A 23,663-nucleotide genomic window follows, 5' to 3' on the forward strand; every position below is an offset into this window, starting at 1 on the left:
TCCCAGCGGAACGCCCTCTGAAAACAGGAAGCTCACGCTCTCTCGGGGTGAACAGGCTCATCGCGACGCCATCTTCTTGAAGCGGTCGATCCGGCGCGACGGATCGCGCTTCATGGTCTCGACCAGCACGTCGCGGCCGATCGGGCCCGCCGTGGCGCCGCCGGCCTGACCATGCTCGACGATGACGGCACAGGCATAGCGCGGACTGTCGAGCGGACCGTAGCAGACGAACAGCGCATGGTGGCGCAGGTGCCAGGGCAGAGAGGCCTGGGTGATCCCCATCGCGCGCTCACGTTCGGTGATGCGCTTGACCTGGGCCGTGCCGGTCTTGCCGGCAAAGCGCAGGGCGGGCTCCAGCAGCTTACCCTTGGAATCGTTGCGCAGGGCGTTGGCGGTGCCGTTGGCGCTGTTCACCACGTCGCTCATGCCCTGGCGGACGAGATTGATGAAGCGCGGGGTCAAGCGCAGCGACGGAGCCTCCGGCTTGTCGCGCGGGGGTGGCGGCACCAGCTCCTCGCGCGGCGTCGCCTTGGCGAGCAGCAGATTGGGTTGCACTTCGTAGCCGCCGTTGGCGATACGCGCGGTCATCACAGCGAGCTGCATCGGCGTCGCCGTCATGTATCCCTGCCCAATGCCGAGGTTGAAGGTGTCGCCGTGCTGCCACGCCTTGCCGTACTTTTCCTGCTTCCACCCGCGCGTCGGCTGATTGCCGGCCGATTCACCGGGCAGCCCAAGCTCGCTCAGTTTGCCGAATCCGAGCTTGGCCGCGACCTCGCTGATGCGATCGACGCCGGCGCGCCGCGCCGCTTCGTAGAAGAAGCAATCGCACGACGCCGCAAGCGCACCCTGTACGCTCAACCCGCCATGGCCGCCCCTCAGCCAGCAATGGAACTTGATGTCGCCGAGCTCGATGAAACCGTTGCAGGGCAGCACGGTCCACGGCTCGATTGCCCTGGATTCCAGCGCCGCGAGAGCGGTCACCATCTTGTACGTCGAGCCTGGCGGATAGACGCCGGCGATCGACTTGTTGTTGAGCGGGCGCGCGGGATCGTCGAGCAGCTCGCGCCATTCGCTCTGCGTAATGCCACGCGCGAAGGTGTTGGGATCGAAGCCCGGCGTCGACACCATCGCGAGGATGTCGCCGGTGATCACGTCCATCACCACCACCGAGCCGGACTGATGCTCGGCGAGCTTCTCGGCGGCGAAGCGCTGCAGGTCGAGATCGACGGTGAGCAGAGCGTTGGACCCGGGCTGGCCCTCGCTGCGGTCGAGCTCGCGAACGACACGGCCGACGGCATTGACCTCGACCTGCACCACGCCTGCTCGGCCACGCAGATCGTCTTCCAACGAACGCTCCACGCCCTTCTTGCCGAAGCGCATGGTCGCGAGGGACAGCACCGGGTCGTCTCGACCGTTGAGATCCTCCTCCGAGACGCGGCCGGTATAGCCGACGATGTGGCTCATCAGCTCGCCTTCGGGATAGTCGCGCGACTGGCCGAGATCGATGAATACGCCGGGAAGGTCGGGCGCATTGAACTCGACCCGCGCCACCTCCTCCCAGCCGAGGTTCTCGCGCACCACGACAGGCTGCGCGTTGCGGCTGCGGCGCAGCTCGCGCAGCAAGCGCGCACGCTCGGTTTCGCCGAGGGCCAGGATCTGGTCGAGCCGCTCGACCAGCACTTCCGCGCCGCGGCCGCGGTCCGAACTCGCCATTGCCCGAAAATTGTTGCGATTGATGGCGACCGGCCGGCCGGTGCGATCGAAGATCAGGCCACGCGAGGGCGGCAACAGGCGGAGATTGATGCGGTTTTCTTCCGCCAGTGTCGAGAATCGGCCGGTCTCGAGGACCTGGAGCTGATAGAGGCGGCCGACCAGCGCCGACATCAGCACTGCCTGCGCGCTGCCCAGCACCAGGGCGCGCCGGGTGAACAGGCCCGCACGTTCGCCATCCCCCTTGCGATGGCGGATCATGTCGTGGTCTCGCCGGGCTGCGCGGTGCCGCGCGAAGACTCGGGGACGTTAAGCGGATCGCGCGGCCGCACCCTTGCGAGCAGGGGCGCCACGAGCGGATAGGCCACGACCATGACGAGATACTGGGCAAGCGCGGGACCAGCGTCGAGGTTGGTCCAGGTGAAGAGCGCGGTGAAGACCCAGACGATGACGACGTAACCCAGGGTCAGCAGGCAGAAGCCGATCCACTGGAAGAGGAAGGGCACGCCCACGAGATAGCGTCGGTTATTGACCACGGCGGCGCGGATCAGCACGAAGCCCAGCGCGCTCACCCCAACTGGAGCCCCCGGTCCGCCGAGCAGCAGGTCGAGCAGCACGCCCATCGCCAGCAGAAGCGGCCCCGGCATCCGCTCGGGCGTCACCAGGCTGAACTGGAAGACCGCGAGCGCAGGGAGGAGCGGCAGGATGTCGGAGACATAGGGCACGCGCAGCGGCGCCAAGGTCAACAGCACGAAGAACATCAGCACCACGCCCGGCAGCAGCAGCCGGCCCCAATGGTCGAGCCTGGCGAGGACGCCGTCGGCCCTCATCTCAGCGCCCCCGCGGGCCGGCGGGCGGCAACGGGGTGGCCGAAGGGGGCCCGCTCCCGACGAGGCCGGTCACGCCGTAGTCGACGACCCTCACGAACTCCAGGCGCGAGAAGTCGGCGAAGGGCCGCACCTTCACGCTGGTCCCGTCGCCCGCCTGCACGACCTCGCCGACCGGAATGCCGAGCGGGAAGCTGCCGCCGTGGCCCGAGGTCACGATCCGATCGCCACGCTGCACGCCCTGCACGGTCTGCGCCAGGGTGAGCCGCATAAGGTTGGAATTGTCGCCGGCCAGGATCGCCCGCTCGCGCGTGCGCTCGATCTGCACCGGCAGGCGCGAATTGACGTCGGTCACGAACAGCACGCGCGCGCTGTTGTCGCCCACTTCGGCGATGCGGCCGGCCAATCCCTCGGCGGTCACCACCGCCTGCCCCGAGGCGACCCCGGCCTTGCGTCCGACATTGAGCAGCGCGCCGCGCACGTAGGCGCTCACGCTGTCGCCGACGATACGTGAGGTGATGAAGGAGGCTTCCGGCCCTTCGTGGAATTGCGACAGCTCGCGCAGGCGATCGTTCTCGTTCTCCAGCCGCCGCGCCGCCGTCTGCCAGGACAACAGCCGCGCATTCTCCTCACGCAGTCGGGCGTTCTCCTCGCGCAAGGTGGCGAATTCCCTCAAATCGGCGATCGTGCGATTGGCGACGGCGACCGGCTGGGCGATCGCCTCGAGCGCCGGGCTGGCCAGATCGAGCGCCAGCACGCGGGCATTCTCGACCAGCACCGTGTCGGCCTTGCCGATCAGCATGGCGGCAAAGGCAGAGACCACCAGAAGCGCGAGGGCGAATCGCTGCACGGCCTGGCGAACCTGGCTGGCAGCTACCTCGAAATCATCGCGGATCGCCATGTCCGGCCATTCTACCCCAAGCGGGCGGCGCCGCGTGGAGGATTAGTACATCGTGGACAGAACGCCGCGCAGCCGGACGATATTCTCCACGGCATGCCCGGTTCCCAGGGCAACGCAGAGCAGCGGATCCTCGGCGACCGACACCGGCAGGCCGGTCGCCTGGCGCAGGACGGTGTCCATGTTGCTCAGCATGGCGCCGCCGCCGGTCAGCACGATGCCCTTGTCGACGATGTCGGCGGCCAGTTCCGGCGCCGTGTTCTCCAAGCAGACCTTCACGGCCTCGACGATGGCGCTCACCGGCTCCTGCAGGCTCTCCGCGATCTGGCGCTCGGTGATGACCAGCTCCTTGGGCACGCCGTTCATCAGATCGCGACCCTTGATCTCCATGGTACGGCCCTCGCCGTCATCGGGCGCACAGGCCGACGCAATGGTTTTCTTGATTCGTTCCGCCGAGCTCTCGCCGACCAGCAGGTTATGGTTGCGCCGGATGTAGCCGATGATGGCTTCGTCCATCTTGTCGCCACCGACGCGCACGGAGCGCGGATAGACGATGCCGCCGAGCGACAGGATGGCGACTTCGGTCGTGCCGCCGCCGATATCGACCACCATCGAGCCGGTCGGCTCGGTGACCGGCAGGCCGGCGCCGATCGCTGCGGCCATCGGCTCCTCGATCAGCCAGACCTTGCGGGCACCGGCGCTCTCGGCCGATTCCTGGATGGCGCGGCGCTCCACCGCGGTCGAGCCCGACGGCACGCAGACCACGATCTGCGGATGGGCGAAGGAGCGGCGGTTGTGAACCTTCGAGATGAAGTGCTTGATCATCGCCTCGGCGACTTCGAAGTCGGCGATGACGCCGTCGCGCAGCGGCCGGATCGCCTGGATGTTGCCGGGCGTGCGGCCGAGCATCATCTTGGCCTCTTCGCCGACGGCGAGGACCTGGCGCTTGCCGCTTTGCGTAGTCAACGCAACGACCGACGGCTCGTTCAGCACGATGCCTCGGCCCTTCACATAGACCAGCGTATTGGCCGTTCCGAGGTCGATCCCCATGTCGGCCGAGAAGAGCCCGATCACACGCGACAGCATTTGCGCTAAGTCTCTGTATTTATTGGCAATTTGTGAAAAGCACGACGCCTTGCCAAAGGCGTAACGCCGAGGGTGCGGGCCGGTTTAGACCGGCATGCCGGGTGTCGCAAGGCGATTCCGGTGCACGGCAGTGGCAATTAGCCTCGCCGCGATTTCCACGGGAACAGGAGCAGCGTGCCCCCGATCGTCAAACCGTAAACCGCAAGGCTGACGGCGATGGCGACGAATACGCCATCAAGGCCGAGCCCCATCGCCTCGACGGCAAGCCAGCCGCCGCCGGCCGCGGCGATCAGGCGCGCGACGCTCGCAATGACGGGCACGGTCATGCGCCCCGCCCCCTGGCTCGCGAAGTTCAAGGTGAGGCCCAGGCCGAACAGGCAATAGAACGGCGCGATGTGCACGATGCAGGCGACGCTCGCTGCAATCACCGCCGGGTCGGACGCGAAGGCGCGCGACCATGTCTCGGGCAGGAGCGCGATCACCCAGCCAATCGCTCCCATGGCGAAGAAGGCGGTCAGGCCGCCGGTCCAGGCAACCTTCACCGCGCGCGACCATGCGCCGGCGCCCGCCGCGATGCCGACCAACGTCGTCGCGCCCGTGCCGATGCCGAAGGCGAGCGGCGCCAGCATGAATTCCAGCCGCATGCCGATGCTGTAGCCGGCCAGCGCCGCGGTGCCGAAGCGGCCGACCAGAGCGGTCACGAGCATGGCGGTGACGGTCGAGGTGACCGTCGTCACCGAGCCCATCGCGCCGACGCGAAGGATCTCCCCGAACAGCCGCAGCTGCAGGGGCGCACGTGCAAGGGTGCGCCAGAAGTCCTGGCGGCCGCGCCCCACCGCCTGCGCGAGCAGGAGCACGCTGGCGATGCCCGTGATCAGAGGCGCAATGGCGCAGCCGACGAGGCCGAGGCCGGGCCAGTCGCCGATGCCGAGCGTCAGCACGCCCAGCAACGGGATGTAGAGCACCGCCAACACGAAGCCGATGCGGCCGGGTGTGCTCGAATCACCGCTGCCGCGCAGCAGGGCGGAGAGGAACGCGCTCAGCCACAGCACGGCGGCGCCGCTGAACCAGACCGTGCTAAAGGTCAGCGCCTGCTGCAGGACGGGGCCGCTCCCGCCCAGCCAGCGGAACACCGTCGGCAGGGCGGTCCAGGCAAAGCTCGTGAAGACCGCCGCGCACCCGAGGCCGAGCAGCAGCGCATGCAACACCAACGCCCGCGCATCATCGTGCCGCCCGCCGCCGAGCGCGCGGGCAAGCGCGGAGGCGACACCGCCGCCCATGCCGCCATTGGCCATGTTCATCATCAGCGTGACGAAGGGGATGACCAGCGCGATGCCTGCCAGCGCCTCGATTCCCAGGCGCGCGACGAACCAGGCTTCCGAGATCGCGACGAAGACCTGCACGGCCATGACCGCGGTGGTCGGACCCGCGAGCCGCAGCAGGCTCCGCCCGATGGGCGCCGTGAGAAGAGGATGGGACAGGACACGCTCCAGACGAGACAACCACGACGACGCCAGCCCTCATCAGACGGCGGCGAAATAAAGATCGTGGTTATCGCTGGCTCATGCTCTCAATCTGCCGGGCTTCGTGGGCGCAGGCAAGCCCGCGATCCGGCAAAGGCGCTCAGCCCATCACGACCGCGGCGGTGGCGGCACGGTCCAATTCTTTCCCCTCATGAGGGATTCGAGCGTGGCGACACCCTTCTCGTATCGGCCATTCCGGCAATCGATCTCGGCGCCTATCCGAATGAAATTGCGGTTGCCGTCGGTGTCTTCGCCGCGGCTCGTCCCATAGCGGGAGTAATAGGAGAGAAGCTGGCTGCACCGTGCCCTGAGGTCGGGCTGTGCCGATGCCGGAGCGTCAGGCACGAATTCGACGCTCAGGGCGATTGCGACGGCCAACGCTGAACGCATCAATAACGGGTACATTGCTGGGCTCATATCGAGGGTTTAACTTCAGGATACCTGCAGTGGGCAGCCCTTCTCTCCGAGCCGCCACCACTACCGCGAGAGCTAGAAGCGCAGATCCATGCCCATCAGGATGGCCCAGGATTGGCCGACAACCGCATTGGTGGGACCCACGGCATTCCAGTAGATGCCGCCGAGCGCCACCTTGATGCCCGTTCCAAGCGAGTAGTTCACACCCACCTCGAACTTGTCGACCGAGGTCGAGCCGAACGTCAGGGAGCCGTTCACATACTGGTTGCTGAAGGCGAGGGCGTTGCTGCCCGCGACCGGCATCGTCAACGCCTGGTTGGTGCCCTGCGCGATGGCCGTGAGCTGCGGCAGGCCATTGCCGGCGGCATTGCGCGCACCGCCCCAGCCGAACGACATCTGCCACGGGCCGGTCTCGTACATGATGCCGGCCGAGAACTTGCGGCTGTCATTGTCCGCGCCGGTATACCAGTTGCCGCCAAGGCCATTATTGTCGTAACCCATCGAGCCGCCCAGCGTGAAGCCGCCGTAGCCGAACTGCGCGCCGACGACCCATTGCTTCCACGAGGTCAGGTTGGCACCGGTAGCGGAGTTGATGGAGGTCCCGTTGTTGAAGCCCGGGATGAACGTGCCGTACAGGAAGCCGCCATAAAGCGCGACGACGACCTCGCCGAACTTGTTCAGGTAGTTGGCGCTGATGTCGAACACATTCTGCCAGGAATTGTCGTTGGTCGGGCAGTTGCTGGCAGTCGTGGCGTCACTGTAGCCGCAAACGCCTGCTGTGTTGCTGCCTGGCCCTGAGCCGATGCCCGGTGACAGCACGCTTGGGCCCGGCGCCAAGTTCATCTTGGGTGCGTAACCGACGCCAACCTGCAGGCCCATGTAACGGGGCGTGAAGTAGTTTATGCGGTTGGCGTCCTGGAACTGGTGCCCAACGCCCTGGTTCTGGGTGCTTTGGAAAGCAGGGTTGTTGATCATGGTGCCGCTCGCCCAATTGAACGAGCTGTTGGCATTGATGAAGCCCCAGCTCGGAAGAGCCGACGGCGTCCCATAGTACATGCGGAACGACACCATGTCGCGGGCGCCGAACTCGATTCGGCCCCAATTGCCGAACGCGAACATATAGGCTTCGTCGATCTGCCGGGCTGAACCGCCCGACGCGACGGACTGGTTCCAGCCTTCGAGTTCGACTGAGATCCCGACCGTGGTGCCGTTGTCCAGCTTGCTCTGGCCGGTGAAGTGTATTTCACCTTCCTGCTGAAACATCAGCCCCTTGTACTGAGTCGACGTCCCGTTGACGTAACCGTACTGGCTGCTGATGTTGCCGGCTACGACATAGAAGACGTAATAGCCGCCGACACCGATCTTGATGGGGTCGGCCGCCATGGCTGGAGTTGCCAACACCGCACCGACGGCTGTCGAACACAGGGCAATGCTTCTAGCAAGGTACATTAAACCTCTCGCGCGATTGCGTCTTCAGAACGCGGTCACGTCCTGCGCGTGCGAGGAACGATTATCGACGGACTGTTACGCCACGGCGACCAGGTCAAGCTGTCTCGAAAAGTTCGCCCAACCAACCGCAAACCGCAACGGTCCGGCTGGCGTACAAGGTCGTGTTGCCCGCAACACTCGCGTCACGGTGAAGTCACCGAACTTTCATCCCACGTTGCGGCCCTCTCGCTCGCCAGGCCTAAAGCCCCATCATCTTGGCGATGGTGTTGCGCTGGATGTCGTTGGTGCCGCCGCCGATCGATCCGACGCGGACGTCACGGAAGAGGCGCTGGATGTCGTGCGCCATGGTGTAGCCCGCACCACCCATGATCTCCATCGCGAGGTGGGCGCATTTGAACTCGCCGTCGGTGCCCTGGATCTTGGCGATCGCCGTCTCCTCGACCGGATCGAGGCCGGCATCGAGCATGTCGGCCAGGCGGTAGGTCAGCGCCTGCGTCGTCTTCAAGAGGATGCGCATGTCGGCGAACTTGTGCTGGATCGCCTGGAACTTCGAGATCGGCTGGCCGAACTGCACCCGCTCGACGGCGAAGGCCTTGGCGTACTCGATGGCGAAATGCATGTTGCCACAGGCCTGTGCGGCAAGGCAGAGCCGCTCGAGGTTGAGGCCCTTCATCAGGCCCGACCAGCCGCGATTCTCCTCGCCGATCACATGATCGGCCGGCACGAAGACTCCGTCGAAGAAGATCTCGTTGGCATGGGTCGTGCGGCGGCCGAGCGTCTCGAGCGGCTTCATGCTGAGGCCGGTCGCGCGCGCATCGACCCAGAACAGGGTGACGCCCTTGTGCCTGGCCTCGCTGTCGGTCTTGGCGACCACCATGAGATAGTCGGCCACGTGGGCGGCGCTGATATAGAGCTTCTGGCCGGTGAGACGATAGCCGTTGCCGTCGCGCACCGCTCGGGTCTTGATCCCCGAGGCATCCGACCCCGTGCCGGGCTCGGAGAGCGCGAAGGCCGACTTCAGCCTGCCGGCGCAGATCTCGGGCAGGTAGCGCCGTCGCAGATGCTCGCCCGCGGTGAGCTGCAGATGCATGCCGCCATAGACGACCGTCGGCAAGTAGAGCGACGACGCCCCGCTGTAGTGTCGCGCCAGCGCCTCGACCAGGATGACCAGGTCCTTGCGGCTGCCGCCCATGCCGCCATAGGCGGGATCGTAGGGCAGCGCCATGTAGCCGGCCCGCGCCAGGGCGTCGAACGCCGCATGCGGAAACTCCGACGCGGCATCGAGCCGGCGGATCTCTTCCGCCGGCAGCACGCGGGCAAGCAGCTCGGCGACGTTGCGCCGGACCAGCAACTGCTCTTCGCTGAGACCGAAATCGTCGATGCTCAATCGGATACCACTTCACTCTCATGTAGTAAGAGGCCGCACCGTACTGACAGACGGCCCGCTTCTGGGGTCAATGTTGCCGGCCATCCAACTGCAGATTGCAGCTGTGAAGCAACCACTGTAACGTCTATGTGGCAACTTTGCCAAGCACAGGGCATCGTTGATTTACCATGCACTAGAGTCGATATGGGCAAAATAAAGAGACGCACTTCTGGCGATCCGACTTTTCCGCTTCAAGAGAAGTCCGTCCCAGATGGCCGCACAGACTTTGTTTTGGCGCACGTAACGCCAGTCGGAAGAGCGAGAGAAATTATTCGAAGCGGCAAGATTGAAACTCGTCACTGCGATATATTCGGTCGCTCGCTCAATTACTTTTTTGCTCTACGCCCAGCCTATCGACGAAAGGATAGCGGCGAACAATCGGACCAACTCGATCGTTTTCCGTTTGTGTTCTTGTTGTCATCAAACCATTTGCCCCCTCCGCATCAAATTTATCCATTCGATACAGGTGGCGCAATAGATGGGGCGTTTGATGAAAAGGCGAACGAGTACGTATTTCTTGAAGACTATCGACTCGGACCTACTTACGAAGCTATTTCCGGTCACATCCAATGGGCGTTCGGCAGCCGAGAGAACTACTATGATGGCACCCTTCAGCTGGGTTTGGAAAATTCACTTCCATTTCATGAAACAGCTGCACTTTCGTATTTGAACATTGCCGGGCTAGCCACTATCGGCAGCAATAAGCCAGACTACCGAGCATCCGCATTGGAGGTGTCATTTGACAGACATATTCCAATTACGGGGAATGTAAATTTCATCATCTTGCCGCGACAATTTCTTGAGGATCCGCGAGGCGATAACGACCAGATGATAAGGTCCCTTAAGGATGCGAACATAGCATGGGATTTCTACGAATGGGAGCCGAACCGTGCGCCCGATGAATTCCGGCGGGAGATAAATTCATTGGTAAAAGCTCGCTTAATCGCAATTGGCCAGCTATGACTGAACAGGATCAGGAGCTGCCATTTAAGCTGGTCGGGTACATCGCGCATGTTAGCTTTGGGTTCGCGCTGCCAGCATATGCCCGTCATCGCTACGCTAACGAGCTATACGTTGCAGATTGTTACCCAAGCGGAGACCACTCTGGTAAAATAGTCGACTTCCAATCATATGAACCAGACTCATATACTCGGCTTCCTTTTGAACGCTGGGAGGTCGTCCGCGTCGGCAGCCGATGGATTGACGTGTTTCAATGGGACGAACACGTATTTATTGGTGAATCAGATTCTTTATGGAATCAAATAAGTCTACTCAGAGACGATATTGAACAGAGAGCTCCCCTAAGTTTGCTCGACGCAGCACTACACGCCTCTGCGCCAGACACAAATAAAATTGCAAACCGCGCATTAGCTCATGTAACAAATCGCTTCAGCATCGCGAAAGCTGATGACTGGCGCAAGCGCACCCTGACGAAACAGTTCACCGTACTTCGTTCGCGAATTGCACCAAGCCAAGCCTCTGTCGGCAAACTCTCTTTTTCCTCAAAGACCGCACGACTGGTACTAGAGCAATCCGTCTTAGCAATGGACACAGCCATAGCTAGAATGGCAGAAAATTTGGAGACGCTTGCGGCCGGCTTAGAATTGGCTTTTAGCATTGATACCTATTCCGGAAGTGAGCACGAATCTCCCATACAGTCGGGCAGAAGTTGGCCTATGGAAGATACGCCCAGCCACCTAAAGGATTCACTTCAAAAAGCGGACGACGAAACGTCTATGCGATTAAATCGACGCGATGATTCCTTGGCAACCGCACACTATGCCGTCAACTTCAATCGCAAGCTTGCCGTTGACCAGCACAAGTCCTTTACACCGGAGCTAGCGGGTTCACTTGGCTATTTGGCTAGAAGATTGAAGGGTCAAGGTCGCCACTCTGAAGCACTCATCGCCATTCAGGAAGCAGTCGATCTTTATCGACGACTAGCCGACACAAGGGATGACGTCTTTGCTCCCGATCTAGCAGGCTCACTCGATAATCTCGCGAGCGCGCTGAGCGACCTTGGCCGGCGCGAGGACGCACTGGCTGCTGCCCAGCAGGCAGTCGAAATCTTTCGGAGTCTGACGAACACACGCCCCGACGTCTTCACGCCCAACTTGGCAATGTCGCTCAATAATCTCGCGAACAGGCTGCGCGGCCTGAATCGGCGAGAGGAGGCACTGGCCACCGCACAGGAAGCGGTCGATCTGCTTCGCGGCCTCACGACTACACGACCCGATGTCTTCCTACCAAATTTAGCCATCGCGCTTAACAATCTCGCAAATATGTTGGGCGACATGAACCGGCGCGAGGAGGCGCTGGCCGTCTCCCAGGAAGCTCTCGATCTCTTTCGGAACCTGGCGGTATCAAGCCCCGAGGTCTTCACACCTGATCTCGCAAAGGCGCTCGATAATCTTGCGAACGGGCTGAGCGATCTAAACCGGCCCGAAGAGGCATTGGCTGCTACACGAGAGGCAGTCGAACTATTTCGGAGACTGGCGGCTTCGCGCCCCGAGATCTTTACGGTCGGCCTGGCAATGTCGCTCAATAATCTCGGGAAGAGACTAGGTGATCTCAACCGTCTCGAGGAGGCATTGGCCGCCGCGCAGGAGTCGGTCGATCTTTATCGGAGACTAAGAGTCGCAAGGCCTGAAGCCACGATACCCGCGCTGGCAATGTCGCTAAACAATCTCGCAATCAGGCTAGGTAACCTGAATCGGCCCGACGAAGCACTGGACGCCGCGCAGGAGGCGGTCGACCTCCGCCGGAGCCTGACGGCCGCACGGCCCGAAGTCTTCACTCCGGACCTGGCAAATTCGCTCGGCAATCTCGCGAACCGGCTGAGTGATCTGAACCGGCGGGAGGAGGCACTCACCGTCGCCCACGAAGCGGTCGAACTCCTTCGGGGCCTGACGGCCACACGGCCCGAGGTCTTCACACCCGATCTGGCAATGTCGCTCAACAGTCTCGCGAACAGACTGAGTGACCTCAACCGCCGCGAGGAGGCCCTGAGTGTCGCCCAAGAGGCGAACGATCTCTATCGAAGCCTAACGGCCGCACGGCCCGAAGTCTTCACACCTGGTCTGGCGGCCTCGCTCAACAATCTCGCGGACCGGCTAAGCGACCTCAACCGGCGCGACGAGGCACTAGACGCCGCCCACGAGGCGGTCGAGCATTATCGGAGTCTCACTGCAGCACGGCCCCAAGTTTTCACACCTGATCTGGCAAAGTCGCTCAATAGTCTCGGGAACCGGCTGGGCGACCTGAACCAGCTCGAGAAGGCGCTGGACGCCGCACAGGAGGCCGTCGATCTTTATCGCCGCCTGACTGCCGCGCGGCCCTCAATCTTCACGCCCGATCTGGCAATGTCGCTCAACAATCTCGCGAACCGATTGAGTGCCCTTAACCGGCACGAGGAAGCACTCGTCATTGCACGCGAGGCGGTAGAACTGTTTCGGAGCCTGGCGGCGGCGCGCCCCGAGGTCTTCACCCCCGATCTGGCAATGTCGCTCATAAATCTTGCGGACACGCTGAGCAACAGGAAACGGCACGAAGAGGCGTTGCTCATTGCGCGGGAGGCGGTCGACCTCTATCGGACCCTAACGGTCGCGCGCCCCGAAGTATTCAAGCCCAATCTGGCAACTTCGCTCAACAATCTCGCGAACGGGCTGAGCAACATGGACCGGCGCGAGGAGGCGCTGGACGCCTCTGAAGAGGCAGTCGATCTTTATCGGGGCCTGACGGCCACACGGCCCGAGGAATTCGCACCTAGCCTGGCAACATCGTTGGGAGCGATGGGCAAGATTAGCGAAGCAATGGGTTCATCAAGCAATGCAATTCGCCTATTTCGAGAAGGTCTGTCCTGCCTGCTACCGCCATTCAGGCGTTCGCCGGCTGCGTTCGGACCATTGATCGCACGGCTCGCAGGGGATTATGTAAGGGTTAGCCTTGCATCAAATTCGGCACCCGACGAAGAACTGCTCCGGCCAGTGAGACAGTATCTCTCCAGCCATTCAACCGGTGGATTCGGTTCCCGTTGACGACTTAGCGCTATTTGCGCTCCCTTGCTTCAAGCATTGCTTGCTGGAGATCTCACGAGTTCGATAGGATTTCCTACTTCGGCTGGGAAAAAACGAGCGTCAATCGAACACAACTACGCCGCGCGCGACCTCGCCGCCCATCATGCGCTTGAAGCCCTCGTTGATGTCGGCGAGCTTGTAGGTCCGGCTGATCAGACCGTCGATGTTGAGCTTCCGGTTCATGTAGTGATCGACCAGGATCGGGAAATCGAGGTTGGGCCGCACCGAGCCGTAGAAGGTGCCGCTCATCATCTTCTCGCCGAACACCATCATGAAGGGCGAGTACGTCGCCTTCACGCTGGCCGCCGAGATGCCGACGGCGACGGCGTGGCCGCCGGGCGCGAGCGAATCGAAGGCGAGCGCCTGGGTCGCGCCGTTCGAGACCGCATCGAACGAATAATCGACGCCGAGGCCGCCGGCGATCGCCTTCACCTTCTTCACCGGATCGTTGTCGGTCGCCGTGTTGATCGTGTGGGTGGCGCCGAACGTCTTCGCCATCTCGAGCTTGTTGTCGAGGATGTCGGCGGCGATGATCGTCCCCGCGCCCGAGATCATCGCGCCCTGGATGGCGTTCAGCCCGACGCCGCCGCAGCCGATCACCAGCACCGTCGAGCCCGCTTCGATCTTGGCGTGCCGTGTCACCGCGCCGACCCCGGTCGCGACGCAGCAGCCGACCAGCGCGGCCTGGGGCCACGGCATGTCCTTGCGGATCGGCACGACCATCTCCTCCGGCACCACGACTTCTTCGGCGAAGGTGCCGATGCGCGCCATCTGGTTGATGCCCTGACCGTTATGCTTGATGCGCAGGGTGCCGTCGTAGAGCGCGCCCGGCGGCACCGAGGCGCGACCGATGCACAGCACGGTGCGGCCCTGGCTGCAGTATTTGCAGCGGCCGCAATGGGGACGGAACGAGAAGATCACGTGGTCGCCGGGCTTCACCGTGGTGACGCCGGGGCCGACCTCGGCAATTTCGCCCGCCGCCTCGTGTCCCGGCACGATCGGCATCGGCGACGGCCAGTCGCCGTTCATGATGTGCCAGTCGCTCTGGCACACGCCCGACGCCTTCATCTTGACGCGCACTTCGCCCGCCTTGGGTGGATCGAGCTCGCACTCGACGACCTGCAACGGCTCGTTGGGCTTGAACAGAACGGCTGCCTTCATTGCTTTCCTCCGTGGTTCCCCACTCTAGCGGGGAAATGGGAAAGCGCTAGCGAGGCTGCGCCTCATGCTCTTCCGGACCGCGAGCCTCTGGCTCGCTCATGCGCATGAGCGAGCCAGAGGCTCGCGGTCCGGAAGAGCATGACAAGACCAGTTTCATCCTTGGCCGACAACTCCCCGCCTGACCGGACGCTCGATCAGGCGCAGGAAGCGCTGCGTCCGCTCCTGCGTCGGACGGTCGAGCACCTCCGCCGGCGTGCCCTGCTCGACGATCAGGCCTTCGTCCATGAAGACGATGCGGTCGGCCACTTCGCGGGCGAAGCGCACCTCGTGGGTGACGACGATCATGGTCATGCCGGCCTCGGCCATGTGGCGGATGGCGGTCAGCACCTCGCCCACCAGCTCGGGGTCGAGCGCGGAGGTCGGCTCGTCGAACAGCATCAGCTTGGGCGACACGGCCAGCGCCCGCGCGATCGCCACGCGCTGCTGCTGGCCGCCTGACAGGCGATGCGGCAGATGGTCGACGTGCCGGGCGAGGCCCACCGCTGCGAGGAGACGCACGCCGCGGGCGCGCGCCGCCGCCTCCCCCTCGCCGTAGACCTGGACGGGTGCTTCCGCCACGTTCTCCAGCGCCGTCAGGTGCTCGAACAGATTGAAGCTCTGGAACACCATTCCGATGCGTGCCTCGGCACGGGCCCCGGCAAGATCGCGCACCGGCTGGAGCCGGCCGTCGGCGTGGCTCTCGTAGCCGACATGCAGGCCGTCGACGACGATCTCGCCGCCGTCGACATGCTCGAGGTGGTTGATCAGGCGCAGCAGCGTGCTCTTTCCCGAACCGCTCGGCCCCATCACCACGACGACCTCGCCGCGGCCGACCGTCAGGTCGACGCCGCGCAGGATCTCGCGCGGACCGTACGACTTGCGCACGCCCCGGCAGGTCACGAAGGCCGCCTCGGACAAAGCCGCCGGCGGCGTGGCATCGATCAGCGTCCGCCAATCCATCGCCTCGACCTGCTCGTCGGGCACCACCGTCGCAATCCGGCGGCGCTCGATCTCGGGATTGAAGCGGCGCTCGAGATAGCGCTGCAGCGCCGCGACCGCGCTGGTCATCACCAGGTAAATGATGCCGGCGGCGGCGAAGACGGTGAAGAACTTGAAGTTCTGGCCGACGATCTGCTGGCTGCGGAAGGTCAGCTCGTTGACGAAGATCACCGAGGCCACTGCCGTGCCCTTGATAACGGTGATCGCCTGGTTGGCGAGTGCCGGCAGGATAGCGCGCATGGCCTGCGGCAGGACGATGCGCCGCAAGGTCAGGAACCACCCCATCCCGAGCGCCGCCGCCGCCACCGTCTGGCGGCGGTCGACCGAGATGATGCCGCCGCGGATGATCTCGGCGCAGAACGCCGCCTCGTTCAGCGAGAAGCCCAGCACCGCCGTCGTGAAGCTGTCGAGCTTGATCCCGAGCGGTGGCAGCGCGTCGTAGAGGAACACGAGTTGCAGAAGCACCGGCGTGCCGCGCATGAACCAGATGTAGAACCAGGCAAAGCCGCTCACCGGCTTGAAGGCAGAGAGCCGCATCAGGGCGAGGCCGAGGCCCAGCACCACCCCGGCGGCGATGGCGATCACCGCGATCTCCAGCGCCGTCAGCGCCCCCTTCAGCAGGAAGCCGGAAACGCTGTATTCCAGCGTCTCGCGAATCGACTCGAGTGCCTCCGAGCCCACGTTCGGAGACCTACTTGGTCAGGATCTCGGGCTCCGTCACCAGCTCGTAGTCGACCTTGTTGGCCTCGTAGATCTTTTTCATCTCGCCATTGGCCTTGAGCACGACGAGCGCATCGAAGATCGCCTTCACGAGGTCGTCGTTGCCCTTGGCCGTGCCGACGGCGATGCGCGCGCCGGTCACGATGCCGGCTGCCACCTCGATGGCGGGCGTCGAGGCCGCCGCGATGTCGCCCACGAACCTGTTGGTGAGCGTCGCGTCGGTGCGGGAATTCTGCAGCAGCCGCAGCCCGGCCGGCATGTCGGTCGAGGTGATGATGTCGATCGGCTTCTTGCCCGCCGCCACGCACTTATCGTTTCCCGCCCGCAGCATCGCCTCCTGCGTCGTGCCGAGGTTGGCGCTGGCGGTCAGGCCGCACAGGTCGTCGACCGACTTGACCTTCTTCGGATTGCCCTTGGGCACGATGATCGCCGTCGCCGAATTCATGTAGGCCACGAAGTCCATGCGCTTGGCGCGCTCCGGCGTGTACAGCAGCGTGTCCCACATCACGTCGATCTGACCCGACATCGTCGCCGGAATGAGACCCGACCAGGCGCCGGTGCTGAACTCGATCGGCACGCCGATGCAGGCGAAAGCGGCGCGTGCGAGGTCGGCATCGAGGCCGATCAGATGATCGAAGTTTTTCGGATCGCGATGGCTGAACGGCGCGCTCTCGCCATCCTGCCCGATCTTCAGCTTCTTGCCGGCGAGCTTCGGGTACTTCGCCGCCAGCTTGTCGGGCTCGCACGCCGGTGCTGCATGGGCCGGCGACGCCATCTGCACGCCCGCGAACATGACCGTGAGCATACCGATGCCGATTGCATGACGCAGACGCATGAACTCTCCCTATTCCAAGCGCAGCGATGCAATAAGGAGGCCAGCACTTGACCCTCCCCACGAAGCGCGTTCAACTCGGCGAAAAGCCGAACGGCAAGAGCTATCTTCCGGGGAGGAGACCGAGATGAGCGGAGTCAATCGTCGTACTGTCTTGGGTGGCGCACTCGGTGCCCCGTTCGCGACTTTGGCCGCGCCCGCGGTCCATGCCCAGAGCGGCGGCAAGCCCTACAACGGCGTGACCATCAACGCCTCCTGCTTCCAGACGACCTACTTCGAATACCTCAAGAACTATTTCCCGCAGTTCGAGGAGAAGACCGGCATCAAGGTGAACTTCACCATGCAGGCCTTCCCCGTCTATAACCAGCGCACCGACCTCGAGCTCTCGACCAGGGGTTCGGCGCTCGACGTCTGCAACGTCACCTTCATCTATTCCGGGCGCTGGATCGGCGCGGGTTGGCTGACCAACCTCGACACCTTCACCAAGGATCGCAAATACACGCCAGCCGACTGGGCGGCGGAGGATTTCGTCGGCGGCCCGCAGTCGGCGATGCAGAATCCCAAGGGCGAGACCTTCGGCTACGCCTGGCTGGCCGGCGCGATGATCCTGGGCGCCTCGCGCTACGACCTGATCGAGAGGGCGGGGCTTGGGATGCCCAAGACCTTCGACGATCTGATCAAGCTGTGCGACGCGATCCACAACAAGGACGGGGTCGCGGCCTTCACCGCCGACAAGCTGCACCACTGGAACTGGATGCCCTATCTGATGGGCATGGGCGGCGCGGTGTTCAAGGCGCCGCCGGAAAACCTGACGCCGACGCTCAACACGCCGCAGGCGGCCAAAGCGGCAGAGTGGTATGCCAACCTGCTGATGAAATACGGCCCCGACGGCATCCTCTCCTACTCGGACGACCAGGCGATGCGTTCGCAGATGTCGGGCCGCGCAAACATCCGCACGCAGGACACCGCGTGGCAGGTGCCGCTCGCCAAGGATCCCGAGAGCACCGTGCAGAAGACGGTTCGCTACGGCCTGATGCCGGCCGGCCCCGACGGCAATTTTCCCGGTTCGAACAGCCACGCGCTCGGCATCCCCGCTGGGGCGAAGAAGAAGGAGGCGGCCTGGGAGTTCATCAAATGGGCGCTGGCCAAGGACACCATCGCCATGGTCGTGAAGAATCACGGCTATCCCGGCGTATGCCGGCTGTCGATCATCCAGAGTCCCGAGTTCAAGCAGGTATTGACCTTGAACGGCCAGGATGTGGCGGCGCTCTATCTCGAGGTGCTGCAGCTCGGGGGCAAGACCGGCTACATGAAGTATCGCACCGTGCCGGTGTTCCCGCAGGTCGGCGACAAGATCAACAAGGCGATCGAGCGCATCGCGACCAAGCAGCAAGGCGCGGCCGACGCCATGAAACAGGCGCAAGGCGAGGCGATCCAGGATCTGCAGAAGGCCGGCATAAAGGTTGACCAGGGTTGATCGCTGAGCGTACCGCGGGTTTCGCGCGCCAGCAGCACCGCTTCTTCACCTTCTGCGTGGCGCCGTCGCTGGCGGTGCTGGCGATCATCACGCTGCTGCCGGCGCTCTATCTGCTCGTCACCAGCTTCACGCCGCTCAGCTTGACGCGGCCGGAGACGCTCTGGGACTTCTCCCAGCCGCTCGAGAACTATCGCCAGCTGTGGGCCGACGGGCGGCTGCACAACTCGGTCTGGGTGCAGATCAAGCTGTCGTTCTGGACAGTGCTGCTGCAGCTCCTGATCGGTCTTGGCCTTGCCCTGCTGCTGAACGTCAAGTCGCGCCTGCTGGAGGCGCTGCGCACCGTGTTCCTGATCCCGATGGTGCTGCCGCCGATCGTCGTGGCGATCATCTGGAAGGTGATCTACACGCCCGACATCAGCCCGATGCACGGTATCTTCAAGGCGATCGGCTGGAACGTGCCGGCGTTGATCACCGATCCGCAGTGGGCGTTGACCTCGATCATCATCGCCGACACCTGGGAATGGTTCCCCTTCACCATGCTGATGGTGCTGGCGGCCCTGCAGATGCTGCCGCAGGAGCTGCTCGACGCCGCCAAGGTCGACGGCGCCTCGCCCTGGCAGCTCACGTGGCACGTCACCCTGCCGTTCATCCAGGGTGTGCTGCTGGTGGCCGGACTCTTCCGCCTGATCGATTCGATCAAGGCGTTTCCGCTGATCTACATCCTGACCGACGGCGGCCCCGGAAGCCTCACCGAGGTGACGAACTACTATTCGTTCCTGCAGGCCTTCAATTTCTCCTATCTCGGATTCTCCAGCGCCATCACCGTCGTCCTGCTGGCGGCGACCCTGGTGCTGAGCTGGCTGATCGTACGCGTCGTCGGGTGGGGCGTCCGTGTCGACTAGGGCGCGCCGCGACCGCGGAATCATGACCGCGTTGGCGGTGGTGCTGGCGGTGCTGGCACTCGCGCCGTTCCTCTGGCTGCTCGTGATGTCGTTCAAGACCAACGCCGAGATCTTCCGCTTTCCGCCGCGCGTCTTCTTCGACGCGACGCTCGCCAACTATGCAGCGCTCTGGACCTCGGAGTTCCGCAACTCCTTTTCCAACAGCCTCGTCGTGAGCGTCGGCTCGACCGCGCTGTCGCTGCTGGTTGGCGTGCCCGCTGCTTACGCCCTGTCGCGCTGGACGCGGCGCGGCGGCGGGGCGATCACGCTCTGGATCCTGGCCAGCCGCATGGCGCCGCCGATCGCCTTCACCATCCCCTACTTCCTGGTCTACCGCCATCTCGAGCTGCTCGACACGCTGACCGGCCTCGCCATCATCTACCTCACCAGCAACCTGTCGCTGGTGATCTGGATGATGCGGCCGTTCTACGACCAGCTGCCGCGTTCTCTGGAGGAAGCGGCCTGGATCGACGGAGCCACCATGTGGCAGGGCTTCACCCGCATCATCCTGCCGCTCTCCGGGCCCGGCCTCGCGGCGACCGCGATCCTCTGCTTCCTGTTCGCCTGGAACGACTTCTTCTTCGCCCTGATCCTGACCCGCACCGAGGCGATGACCGCGCCGGTCGCGGTCGTCAACTTCATGAACTACGAAGGCTGGGAATGGGGCCGTATCGCGGCCGGCGGCACGATGATCATGCTGCCGGTGCTGGTCTTCTCCTTTATCGTCCGGCGCTATCTCGTGAGTGGCCTGACCGGAGGGGCGATCAAAGGATGACCGGCGTACTTCTCATAACCGGCGGGGCATCGGGCATCGGCGCCGAGACCGCCCGGCGCGCTGCGTCCCGCGGCTACAGCATTGCCCTCAACTACCGCACGCGCGACACGGAGGCGAAGAAGATCATTGCCGACATTGAGACCAAGGGTGCCAAGGCGATCGCGATCAAGGCCGACATGGCGAGCGAAGCCGACATCGTGCGCATGTTCGAAGAGACGACGAAGGCGTTCGGTCCCGTGACGCACCTGCTGAACAGCGCCGGCATCGGCCGGCAGATGAGGGTCGACTCCTACGATGCCGTAGTGCTGGCAACCCTGTTCGCCACGAACGTCACCGGCCTGATGCTGTGCTGCCGGGAGGCCGCAAAGCTCATGTCGAAGAAGCACGGCGGCAAGGGCGGTGCGATCGTCAACGTCTCGTCGATGGCCGCGACGATCGGCGGCCGCAGCGGCTCGTCGGCCTATGCCGCGACCAAGGGCGCGGTTGATGCCTTCACCAAGGGCTTCGCGCGCGAGGTTGCCCCGGAAGGCATCCGGGTGAACGCGGTGCGCCCCGGCATGGTGCTGACCGAGATGACGGAGAAGCGGCTCGCGGACGCCACCTTCCGCAACCACATCCAGGCATCGATCCCTATGGGCCGCGTCGGCAAGGCCGGCGAGATCGCGGATGCCGCGCTGTGGCTGCTGTCAGACGAAGCCGCCTTCATCACCGGCGCGATGCTCGACGCAGCCGGCGGCGGATACAACATCTGACAAGGCTGGGCCTCAGCCCCCATTCGGTCATCCTGAGAGCTTGTGAAAAAATCGAACTAGCGATTCAAAGATGATCTCGCTCCCCACTCGCCTCACCCTGAGAGCTTGTGAAAAAAATCGACGTCGCGACTCAATGACGATCTCGCCACCCACTTACCTCACCCTGAGGAGCGCAGCGCAGCGGAGCGTCTCGAAGGGTGGCAACGCGTACGACCTTGCTAAACTCCCGTGTTTCCAGCACCGTTGCCACGTCCTTCGAGGCGCCATCCTTCGAGACGCTCCGCTGCGCTACGCTCCTCAGGATGAGGCGGGAGGGTTGCCACACCGGTCATTTCCCCGCTGACCAATAGATTCACAAACTCTGAGCTAGGTCGATGTCCTGTTGCCGGGAACGCGGCTCTCCAGAGCCGCTCCTTCTTCGGTCTGCCACAGCCCAAGAGCGGCTCTGGAGAGCCGCGCTCCCGGCGTAACGCCGGTCGGCGACTGGGCCGGGCGACACGATGGTCATGCTGCCCGTGCTTGTCTTCTCCTTCGACGTGCGGCGTTATCCCGTCTCCAGATTGACGGGGGAGAGATCAAGAGATGAGTGGCGTACTTTTGATCACCGGCGGTGCGAGCGGCATCGGCGCGGAAACGGCGCGGCGTGCTGCCAGCCGGGGCTACAAGGTGGCGATCAACTACCGCTCGCGCGACGCACAGGCGATGGGCGTGGTGGCCGACATTGCCGCCCAGAACGGCGAGGCGGTCGCGTTCCCCGGCGACATGGCCAACGAAGCCGATATCGTGCGGCTGTTCAACGAGACTGAACGGGTGTTCGGCCGCATCACCCACCTGGTCAACAGTGCCGGCATCGGCGGCGGCGGCATGCGGGTCGAGGCGTTCGATGCCGCCGCGCTGCACAAGCTGTTTGCCGTGAACGTCGTCGGCCTGATGCTGTGTTGCCGAGAGGCCGCACGCCGCATGTCGACCAGGCACGGCGGCAAGGGCGGCGCGATCGTCAATGTCTCGTCCATGGCCGGCACGATCGGCGGCCGACCGGGCGCATCGCACTATGCGGCGAGCAAGGCCGCGGTCGATTCCTTCACCATGGGGTTCGCCAAGGACGTCGCGGCCGAGGGCATCCGGGTCAATGCGCTGCGGCCCGGCATGGTGCTGACCGAGATGACCGAGGACCGCCTGAAGGACGATGCCTTCCGCGCCGGCATCGAATCGACCATCGCCATGGGCCGCGTCGGCCGCGCCGAGGAGATCGCCGACGCGATCCTGTGGCTGCTGTCGAACGAAGCGTCCTTCATCTCCGGCGCCCGGGTCGACGCCTCCGGCGGCGGCTTCGTGTTCGGGAAAAGCTGAAGACAGAAAAGAGGCGCCGGGTTGCGGCGCCTCTTTCCTTTCTGCTCGGTGCGGAACAGGCGCGCTGCGCGCCTAATTCCGCGCCTTGTCCACCAGCGCCTTTTCCTTGATCCACGGCATCATGGCGCGGAGCTTCTCGCCGACTTCCTCGATCGGATGCTCGGCCATCTTCTTGCGCATCGACTTGAACGAGGCCTGGTTGACCTTGTTCTCCAGCATCCAGTCGCGGGCGAAGCGGCCCGACTGGATATCGTCCAGCACGCGCTTCATCTCGGCCTTGGTCTCGGCCGTCACGATGCGCGGGCCCGAACGGTACTCGCCGTACTCCGCGGTGTTGGAGATCGAGTAGTTCATGTTGGCGATGCCGCCCTCGAAGATCAGGTCGACGATCAGCTTCACCTCGTGCAGGCACTCGAAGTACGCCATCTCGGGCGCATAGCCCGCTTCGACCAGCGTCTCGTAGCCGGCCTTGATCAGCTCGACCAGGCCGCCGCACAGCACGACCTGCTCGCCGAACAGGTCGGTCTCGCACTCTTCCTTGAAAGAGGTCTCGATCGTGCCGGCCCGGCCGCCGCCGATCGCCGAAGAATAGCTGAGGCCGATCTCGAGCGCGTTGCCCGAGGAGTTCTGCGCCACCGCCACGAGGCACGGCACGCCGCCGCCGCGGACATACTCCGAGCGCACCGTGTGGCCGGGGCCCTTCGGCGCGATCATGAACACGTCGAGATCGGTGCGCGGGCTCAACAGGTTGAAGTGCACGTTGAGGCCATGGGCGAAAGCGAGCGCCGCGCCCTGCTTCATGTTGGGCGCGAGGTCGGCGTTGTAGATGTCGCTCTGCAGCTCGTCCGGGGTCAGCATCATCACGATGTCGGCCCACTTGGCGCCTTCGGCCGGGCTCATCACCGTGAAGCCTGCCCCTTCGGCCTTCTTGATCGTGGCCGAGCCAGGCTTGAGCGCAATGCGCACATCCTTCACGCCCGAATCGCGCAGATTCATGGCATGGGCATGGCCCTGGCTGCCGTAACCGACGACCAGGACCTTCTTGCCCTTGATCAGGTTCACATCGGCATCACGATCGTAATAGACACGCATTTTCCTGCTCCCTCTGAATGGCGCGCTGTCTACCGGGCGGACAGGGCGAGGCGCAAGCCAAGAAGCGCCAGCGCGACGCCGCCCGAGAAAACTAATTTCTTTCTTCCTCCTCTCCC

At 63.9% G+C, this 23,663-nt stretch carries 18 protein-coding genes; 7 read left to right on the forward strand and 11 right to left on the reverse strand.

The features are described 5' to 3' along the window. Positions 1-57 precede the first annotated feature (57 nt). From mrdA to ACQY8M_RS39085, 7 genes are all read right to left on the reverse strand, one after another. Positions 58-1,971 (reverse strand): penicillin-binding protein 2, encoded by a 1,914-nt coding sequence (gene mrdA, locus ACQY8M_RS39055; protein WP_428668109.1) that lies wholly within the window; start codon positions 1,969-1,971, stop codon positions 58-60. After that, positions 1,968-2,540 carry a hypothetical protein gene (locus ACQY8M_RS39060; protein WP_428668111.1) on the reverse strand — a complete coding sequence of 191 codons (573 nt, stop codon included), beginning with the start codon at positions 2,538-2,540 and terminating at the stop codon, positions 1,968-1,970. The genes mrdA and ACQY8M_RS39060 overlap by 4 nt, the downstream gene beginning before the upstream one ends. A 1-nt stretch (position 2,541) precedes the next feature. Continuing rightward, entirely contained in the window at positions 2,542-3,438 is an 897-nt protein-coding gene (mreC, locus tag ACQY8M_RS39065) for a rod shape-determining protein MreC (RefSeq protein WP_428668113.1), read from the reverse strand. Positions 3,439-3,480: 42 nt separating this feature from the next. After that, positions 3,481-4,521 carry a rod shape-determining protein gene (locus ACQY8M_RS39070; protein ID WP_428668115.1) on the reverse strand — a complete coding sequence of 347 codons (1,041 nt, stop codon included), beginning with the start codon at positions 4,519-4,521 and terminating at the stop codon, positions 3,481-3,483. 137 nt (positions 4,522-4,658) lie between these two features. Then, on the reverse strand, positions 4,659-5,930 hold the full coding sequence (locus ACQY8M_RS39075; protein WP_428668118.1) for an MATE family efflux transporter: 1,272 nt from the start codon (positions 5,928-5,930) through the stop codon (positions 4,659-4,661). 603 nt (positions 5,931-6,533) lie between these two features. Next, positions 6,534-7,841 (reverse strand): porin, encoded by a 1,308-nt coding sequence (locus tag ACQY8M_RS39080; protein WP_428668120.1) that lies wholly within the window; start codon positions 7,839-7,841, stop codon positions 6,534-6,536. 304 nt (positions 7,842-8,145) lie between these two features. Next, positions 8,146-9,294 (reverse strand): acyl-CoA dehydrogenase family protein, encoded by a 1,149-nt coding sequence (locus tag ACQY8M_RS39085; protein ID WP_428668122.1) that lies wholly within the window; start codon positions 9,292-9,294, stop codon positions 8,146-8,148. Between the two features lie 183 nt (positions 9,295-9,477). Between ACQY8M_RS39085 and ACQY8M_RS39090 the strand changes: the two genes are divergently transcribed. Both ACQY8M_RS39090 and ACQY8M_RS39095 read left to right on the forward strand, forming a co-directional pair. Further along, the gene (locus ACQY8M_RS39090) at positions 9,478-10,296 is read left to right on the forward strand and encodes a hypothetical protein (RefSeq protein WP_428668124.1); all 819 of its coding nucleotides are present in this window, start codon (positions 9,478-9,480) and stop codon (positions 10,294-10,296) included. Positions 10,297-11,009: 713 nt separating this feature from the next. Then, a complete protein-coding gene (locus ACQY8M_RS39095) occupies positions 11,010-13,370 on the forward strand; it encodes a tetratricopeptide repeat protein (RefSeq protein ID WP_428668126.1) in 2,361 nt (786 codons plus the stop codon). 99 nt (positions 13,371-13,469) lie between these two features. On the opposite strand, the gene ACQY8M_RS39100 is transcribed toward ACQY8M_RS39095, so the two are convergent. The 3 genes from ACQY8M_RS39100 to ACQY8M_RS39110 form a co-directional block, all read right to left on the reverse strand. Continuing rightward, on the reverse strand, positions 13,470-14,570 hold the full coding sequence (locus ACQY8M_RS39100) for a Zn-dependent alcohol dehydrogenase (RefSeq protein WP_428668128.1): 1,101 nt from the start codon (positions 14,568-14,570) through the stop codon (positions 13,470-13,472). A 153-nt stretch (positions 14,571-14,723) separates the two neighbouring features. Next, positions 14,724-16,289: an amino acid ABC transporter permease/ATP-binding protein gene (locus ACQY8M_RS39105; protein ID WP_428668130.1), complete on the reverse strand. Its 1,566-nt coding sequence runs from the start codon at positions 16,287-16,289 to the stop codon at positions 14,724-14,726. Positions 16,290-16,299: 10 nt separating this feature from the next. Then, entirely contained in the window at positions 16,300-17,163 is an 864-nt protein-coding gene (locus tag ACQY8M_RS39110) for an ABC transporter substrate-binding protein (protein WP_428668132.1), read from the reverse strand. A gap of 124 nt (positions 17,164-17,287) precedes the next feature. Between ACQY8M_RS39110 and ACQY8M_RS39115 the strand changes: the two genes are divergently transcribed. The 5 genes from ACQY8M_RS39115 (at position 17,288) to ACQY8M_RS39135 (ending at position 22,455) form a co-directional block, all read left to right on the forward strand. Then, the gene (locus ACQY8M_RS39115) at positions 17,288-18,637 is read left to right on the forward strand and encodes an ABC transporter substrate-binding protein (RefSeq protein WP_428668134.1); all 1,350 of its coding nucleotides are present in this window, start codon (positions 17,288-17,290) and stop codon (positions 18,635-18,637) included. Next, complete coding sequence (locus ACQY8M_RS39120) at positions 18,634-19,539, forward strand: carbohydrate ABC transporter permease (RefSeq protein ID WP_428668136.1); 906 nt, start codon at positions 18,634-18,636, stop codon at positions 19,537-19,539. Before ACQY8M_RS39115 ends, ACQY8M_RS39120 begins: the two co-directional genes overlap by 4 nt. A 22-nt stretch (positions 19,540-19,561) precedes the next feature. Further along, on the forward strand, positions 19,562-20,353 hold the full coding sequence (locus ACQY8M_RS39125) for a carbohydrate ABC transporter permease (RefSeq protein ID WP_428668138.1): 792 nt from the start codon (positions 19,562-19,564) through the stop codon (positions 20,351-20,353). Continuing rightward, positions 20,350-21,105, forward strand: coding sequence for an SDR family oxidoreductase (locus tag ACQY8M_RS39130; RefSeq protein ID WP_428668140.1), 756 nt, complete (start codon positions 20,350-20,352; stop codon positions 21,103-21,105). Before ACQY8M_RS39125 ends, ACQY8M_RS39130 begins: the two co-directional genes overlap by 4 nt. Positions 21,106-21,687: 582 nt before the next feature. Further along, positions 21,688-22,455, forward strand: a complete 768-nt coding sequence (locus tag ACQY8M_RS39135; RefSeq protein ID WP_428668142.1) for an SDR family oxidoreductase — start codon at positions 21,688-21,690, stop codon at positions 22,453-22,455. Positions 22,456-22,527: 72 nt separating this feature from the next. Here the strand turns inward: ACQY8M_RS39135 and ilvC are convergent, their stop codons facing one another. After that, positions 22,528-23,547 carry a ketol-acid reductoisomerase gene (ilvC, locus tag ACQY8M_RS39140; protein WP_428668144.1) on the reverse strand — a complete coding sequence of 340 codons (1,020 nt, stop codon included), beginning with the start codon at positions 23,545-23,547 and terminating at the stop codon, positions 22,528-22,530. Positions 23,548-23,663 lie beyond the last annotated feature (116 nt).

It is taken from the genome of Reyranella sp. (assembly GCF_965279465.1).
Classification (GTDB): Bacteria; Pseudomonadota; Alphaproteobacteria; order Reyranellales; family Reyranellaceae; genus Reyranella.

What these genes read in the sequence shown, in the direction of transcription:
- mrdA (WP_428668109.1), bottom strand. Translation starts at nt 1,971, where the DNA reads ATGATCCGCCATCGCAAGGGGGATGGCGAACGTGCGGGCCTGTTCACC.
- ACQY8M_RS39080 (WP_428668120.1), bottom strand. Translation starts at nt 7,841, where the DNA reads ATGGCGGCCGACCCCATCAAGATCGGTGTCGGCGGCTATTACGTCTTC.
- ACQY8M_RS39070 (WP_428668115.1), bottom strand. Translation starts at nt 4,521, where the DNA reads ATGCTGTCGCGTGTGATCGGGCTCTTCTCGGCCGACATGGGGATCGAC.
- ilvC (WP_428668144.1), bottom strand. Translation starts at nt 23,547, where the DNA reads ATGCGTGTCTATTACGATCGTGATGCCGATGTGAACCTGATCAAGGGC.
- mreC (WP_428668113.1), bottom strand. Translation starts at nt 3,438, where the DNA reads ATGGCGATCCGCGATGATTTCGAGGTAGCTGCCAGCCAGGTTCGCCAG.
- ACQY8M_RS39110 (WP_428668132.1), bottom strand. Translation starts at nt 17,163, where the DNA reads ATGCGTCTGCGTCATGCAATCGGCATCGGTATGCTCACGGTCATGTTC.
- ACQY8M_RS39060 (WP_428668111.1), bottom strand. Translation starts at nt 2,540, where the DNA reads ATGAGGGCCGACGGCGTCCTCGCCAGGCTCGACCATTGGGGCCGGCTG.
- ACQY8M_RS39130 (WP_428668140.1), top strand. Translation starts at nt 20,350, where the DNA reads ATGACCGGCGTACTTCTCATAACCGGCGGGGCATCGGGCATCGGCGCC.
- ACQY8M_RS39115 (WP_428668134.1), top strand. Translation starts at nt 17,288, where the DNA reads ATGAGCGGAGTCAATCGTCGTACTGTCTTGGGTGGCGCACTCGGTGCC.
- ACQY8M_RS39075 (WP_428668118.1), bottom strand. Translation starts at nt 5,930, where the DNA reads ATGGCCGTGCAGGTCTTCGTCGCGATCTCGGAAGCCTGGTTCGTCGCG.
- ACQY8M_RS39090 (WP_428668124.1), top strand. Translation starts at nt 9,478, where the DNA reads ATGGGCAAAATAAAGAGACGCACTTCTGGCGATCCGACTTTTCCGCTT.
- ACQY8M_RS39125 (WP_428668138.1), top strand. Translation starts at nt 19,562, where the DNA reads ATGACCGCGTTGGCGGTGGTGCTGGCGGTGCTGGCACTCGCGCCGTTC.
- ACQY8M_RS39095 (WP_428668126.1), top strand. Translation starts at nt 11,010, where the DNA reads ATGGAAGATACGCCCAGCCACCTAAAGGATTCACTTCAAAAAGCGGAC.
- ACQY8M_RS39135 (WP_428668142.1), top strand. Translation starts at nt 21,688, where the DNA reads ATGAGTGGCGTACTTTTGATCACCGGCGGTGCGAGCGGCATCGGCGCG.
- ACQY8M_RS39100 (WP_428668128.1), bottom strand. Translation starts at nt 14,570, where the DNA reads ATGAAGGCAGCCGTTCTGTTCAAGCCCAACGAGCCGTTGCAGGTCGTC.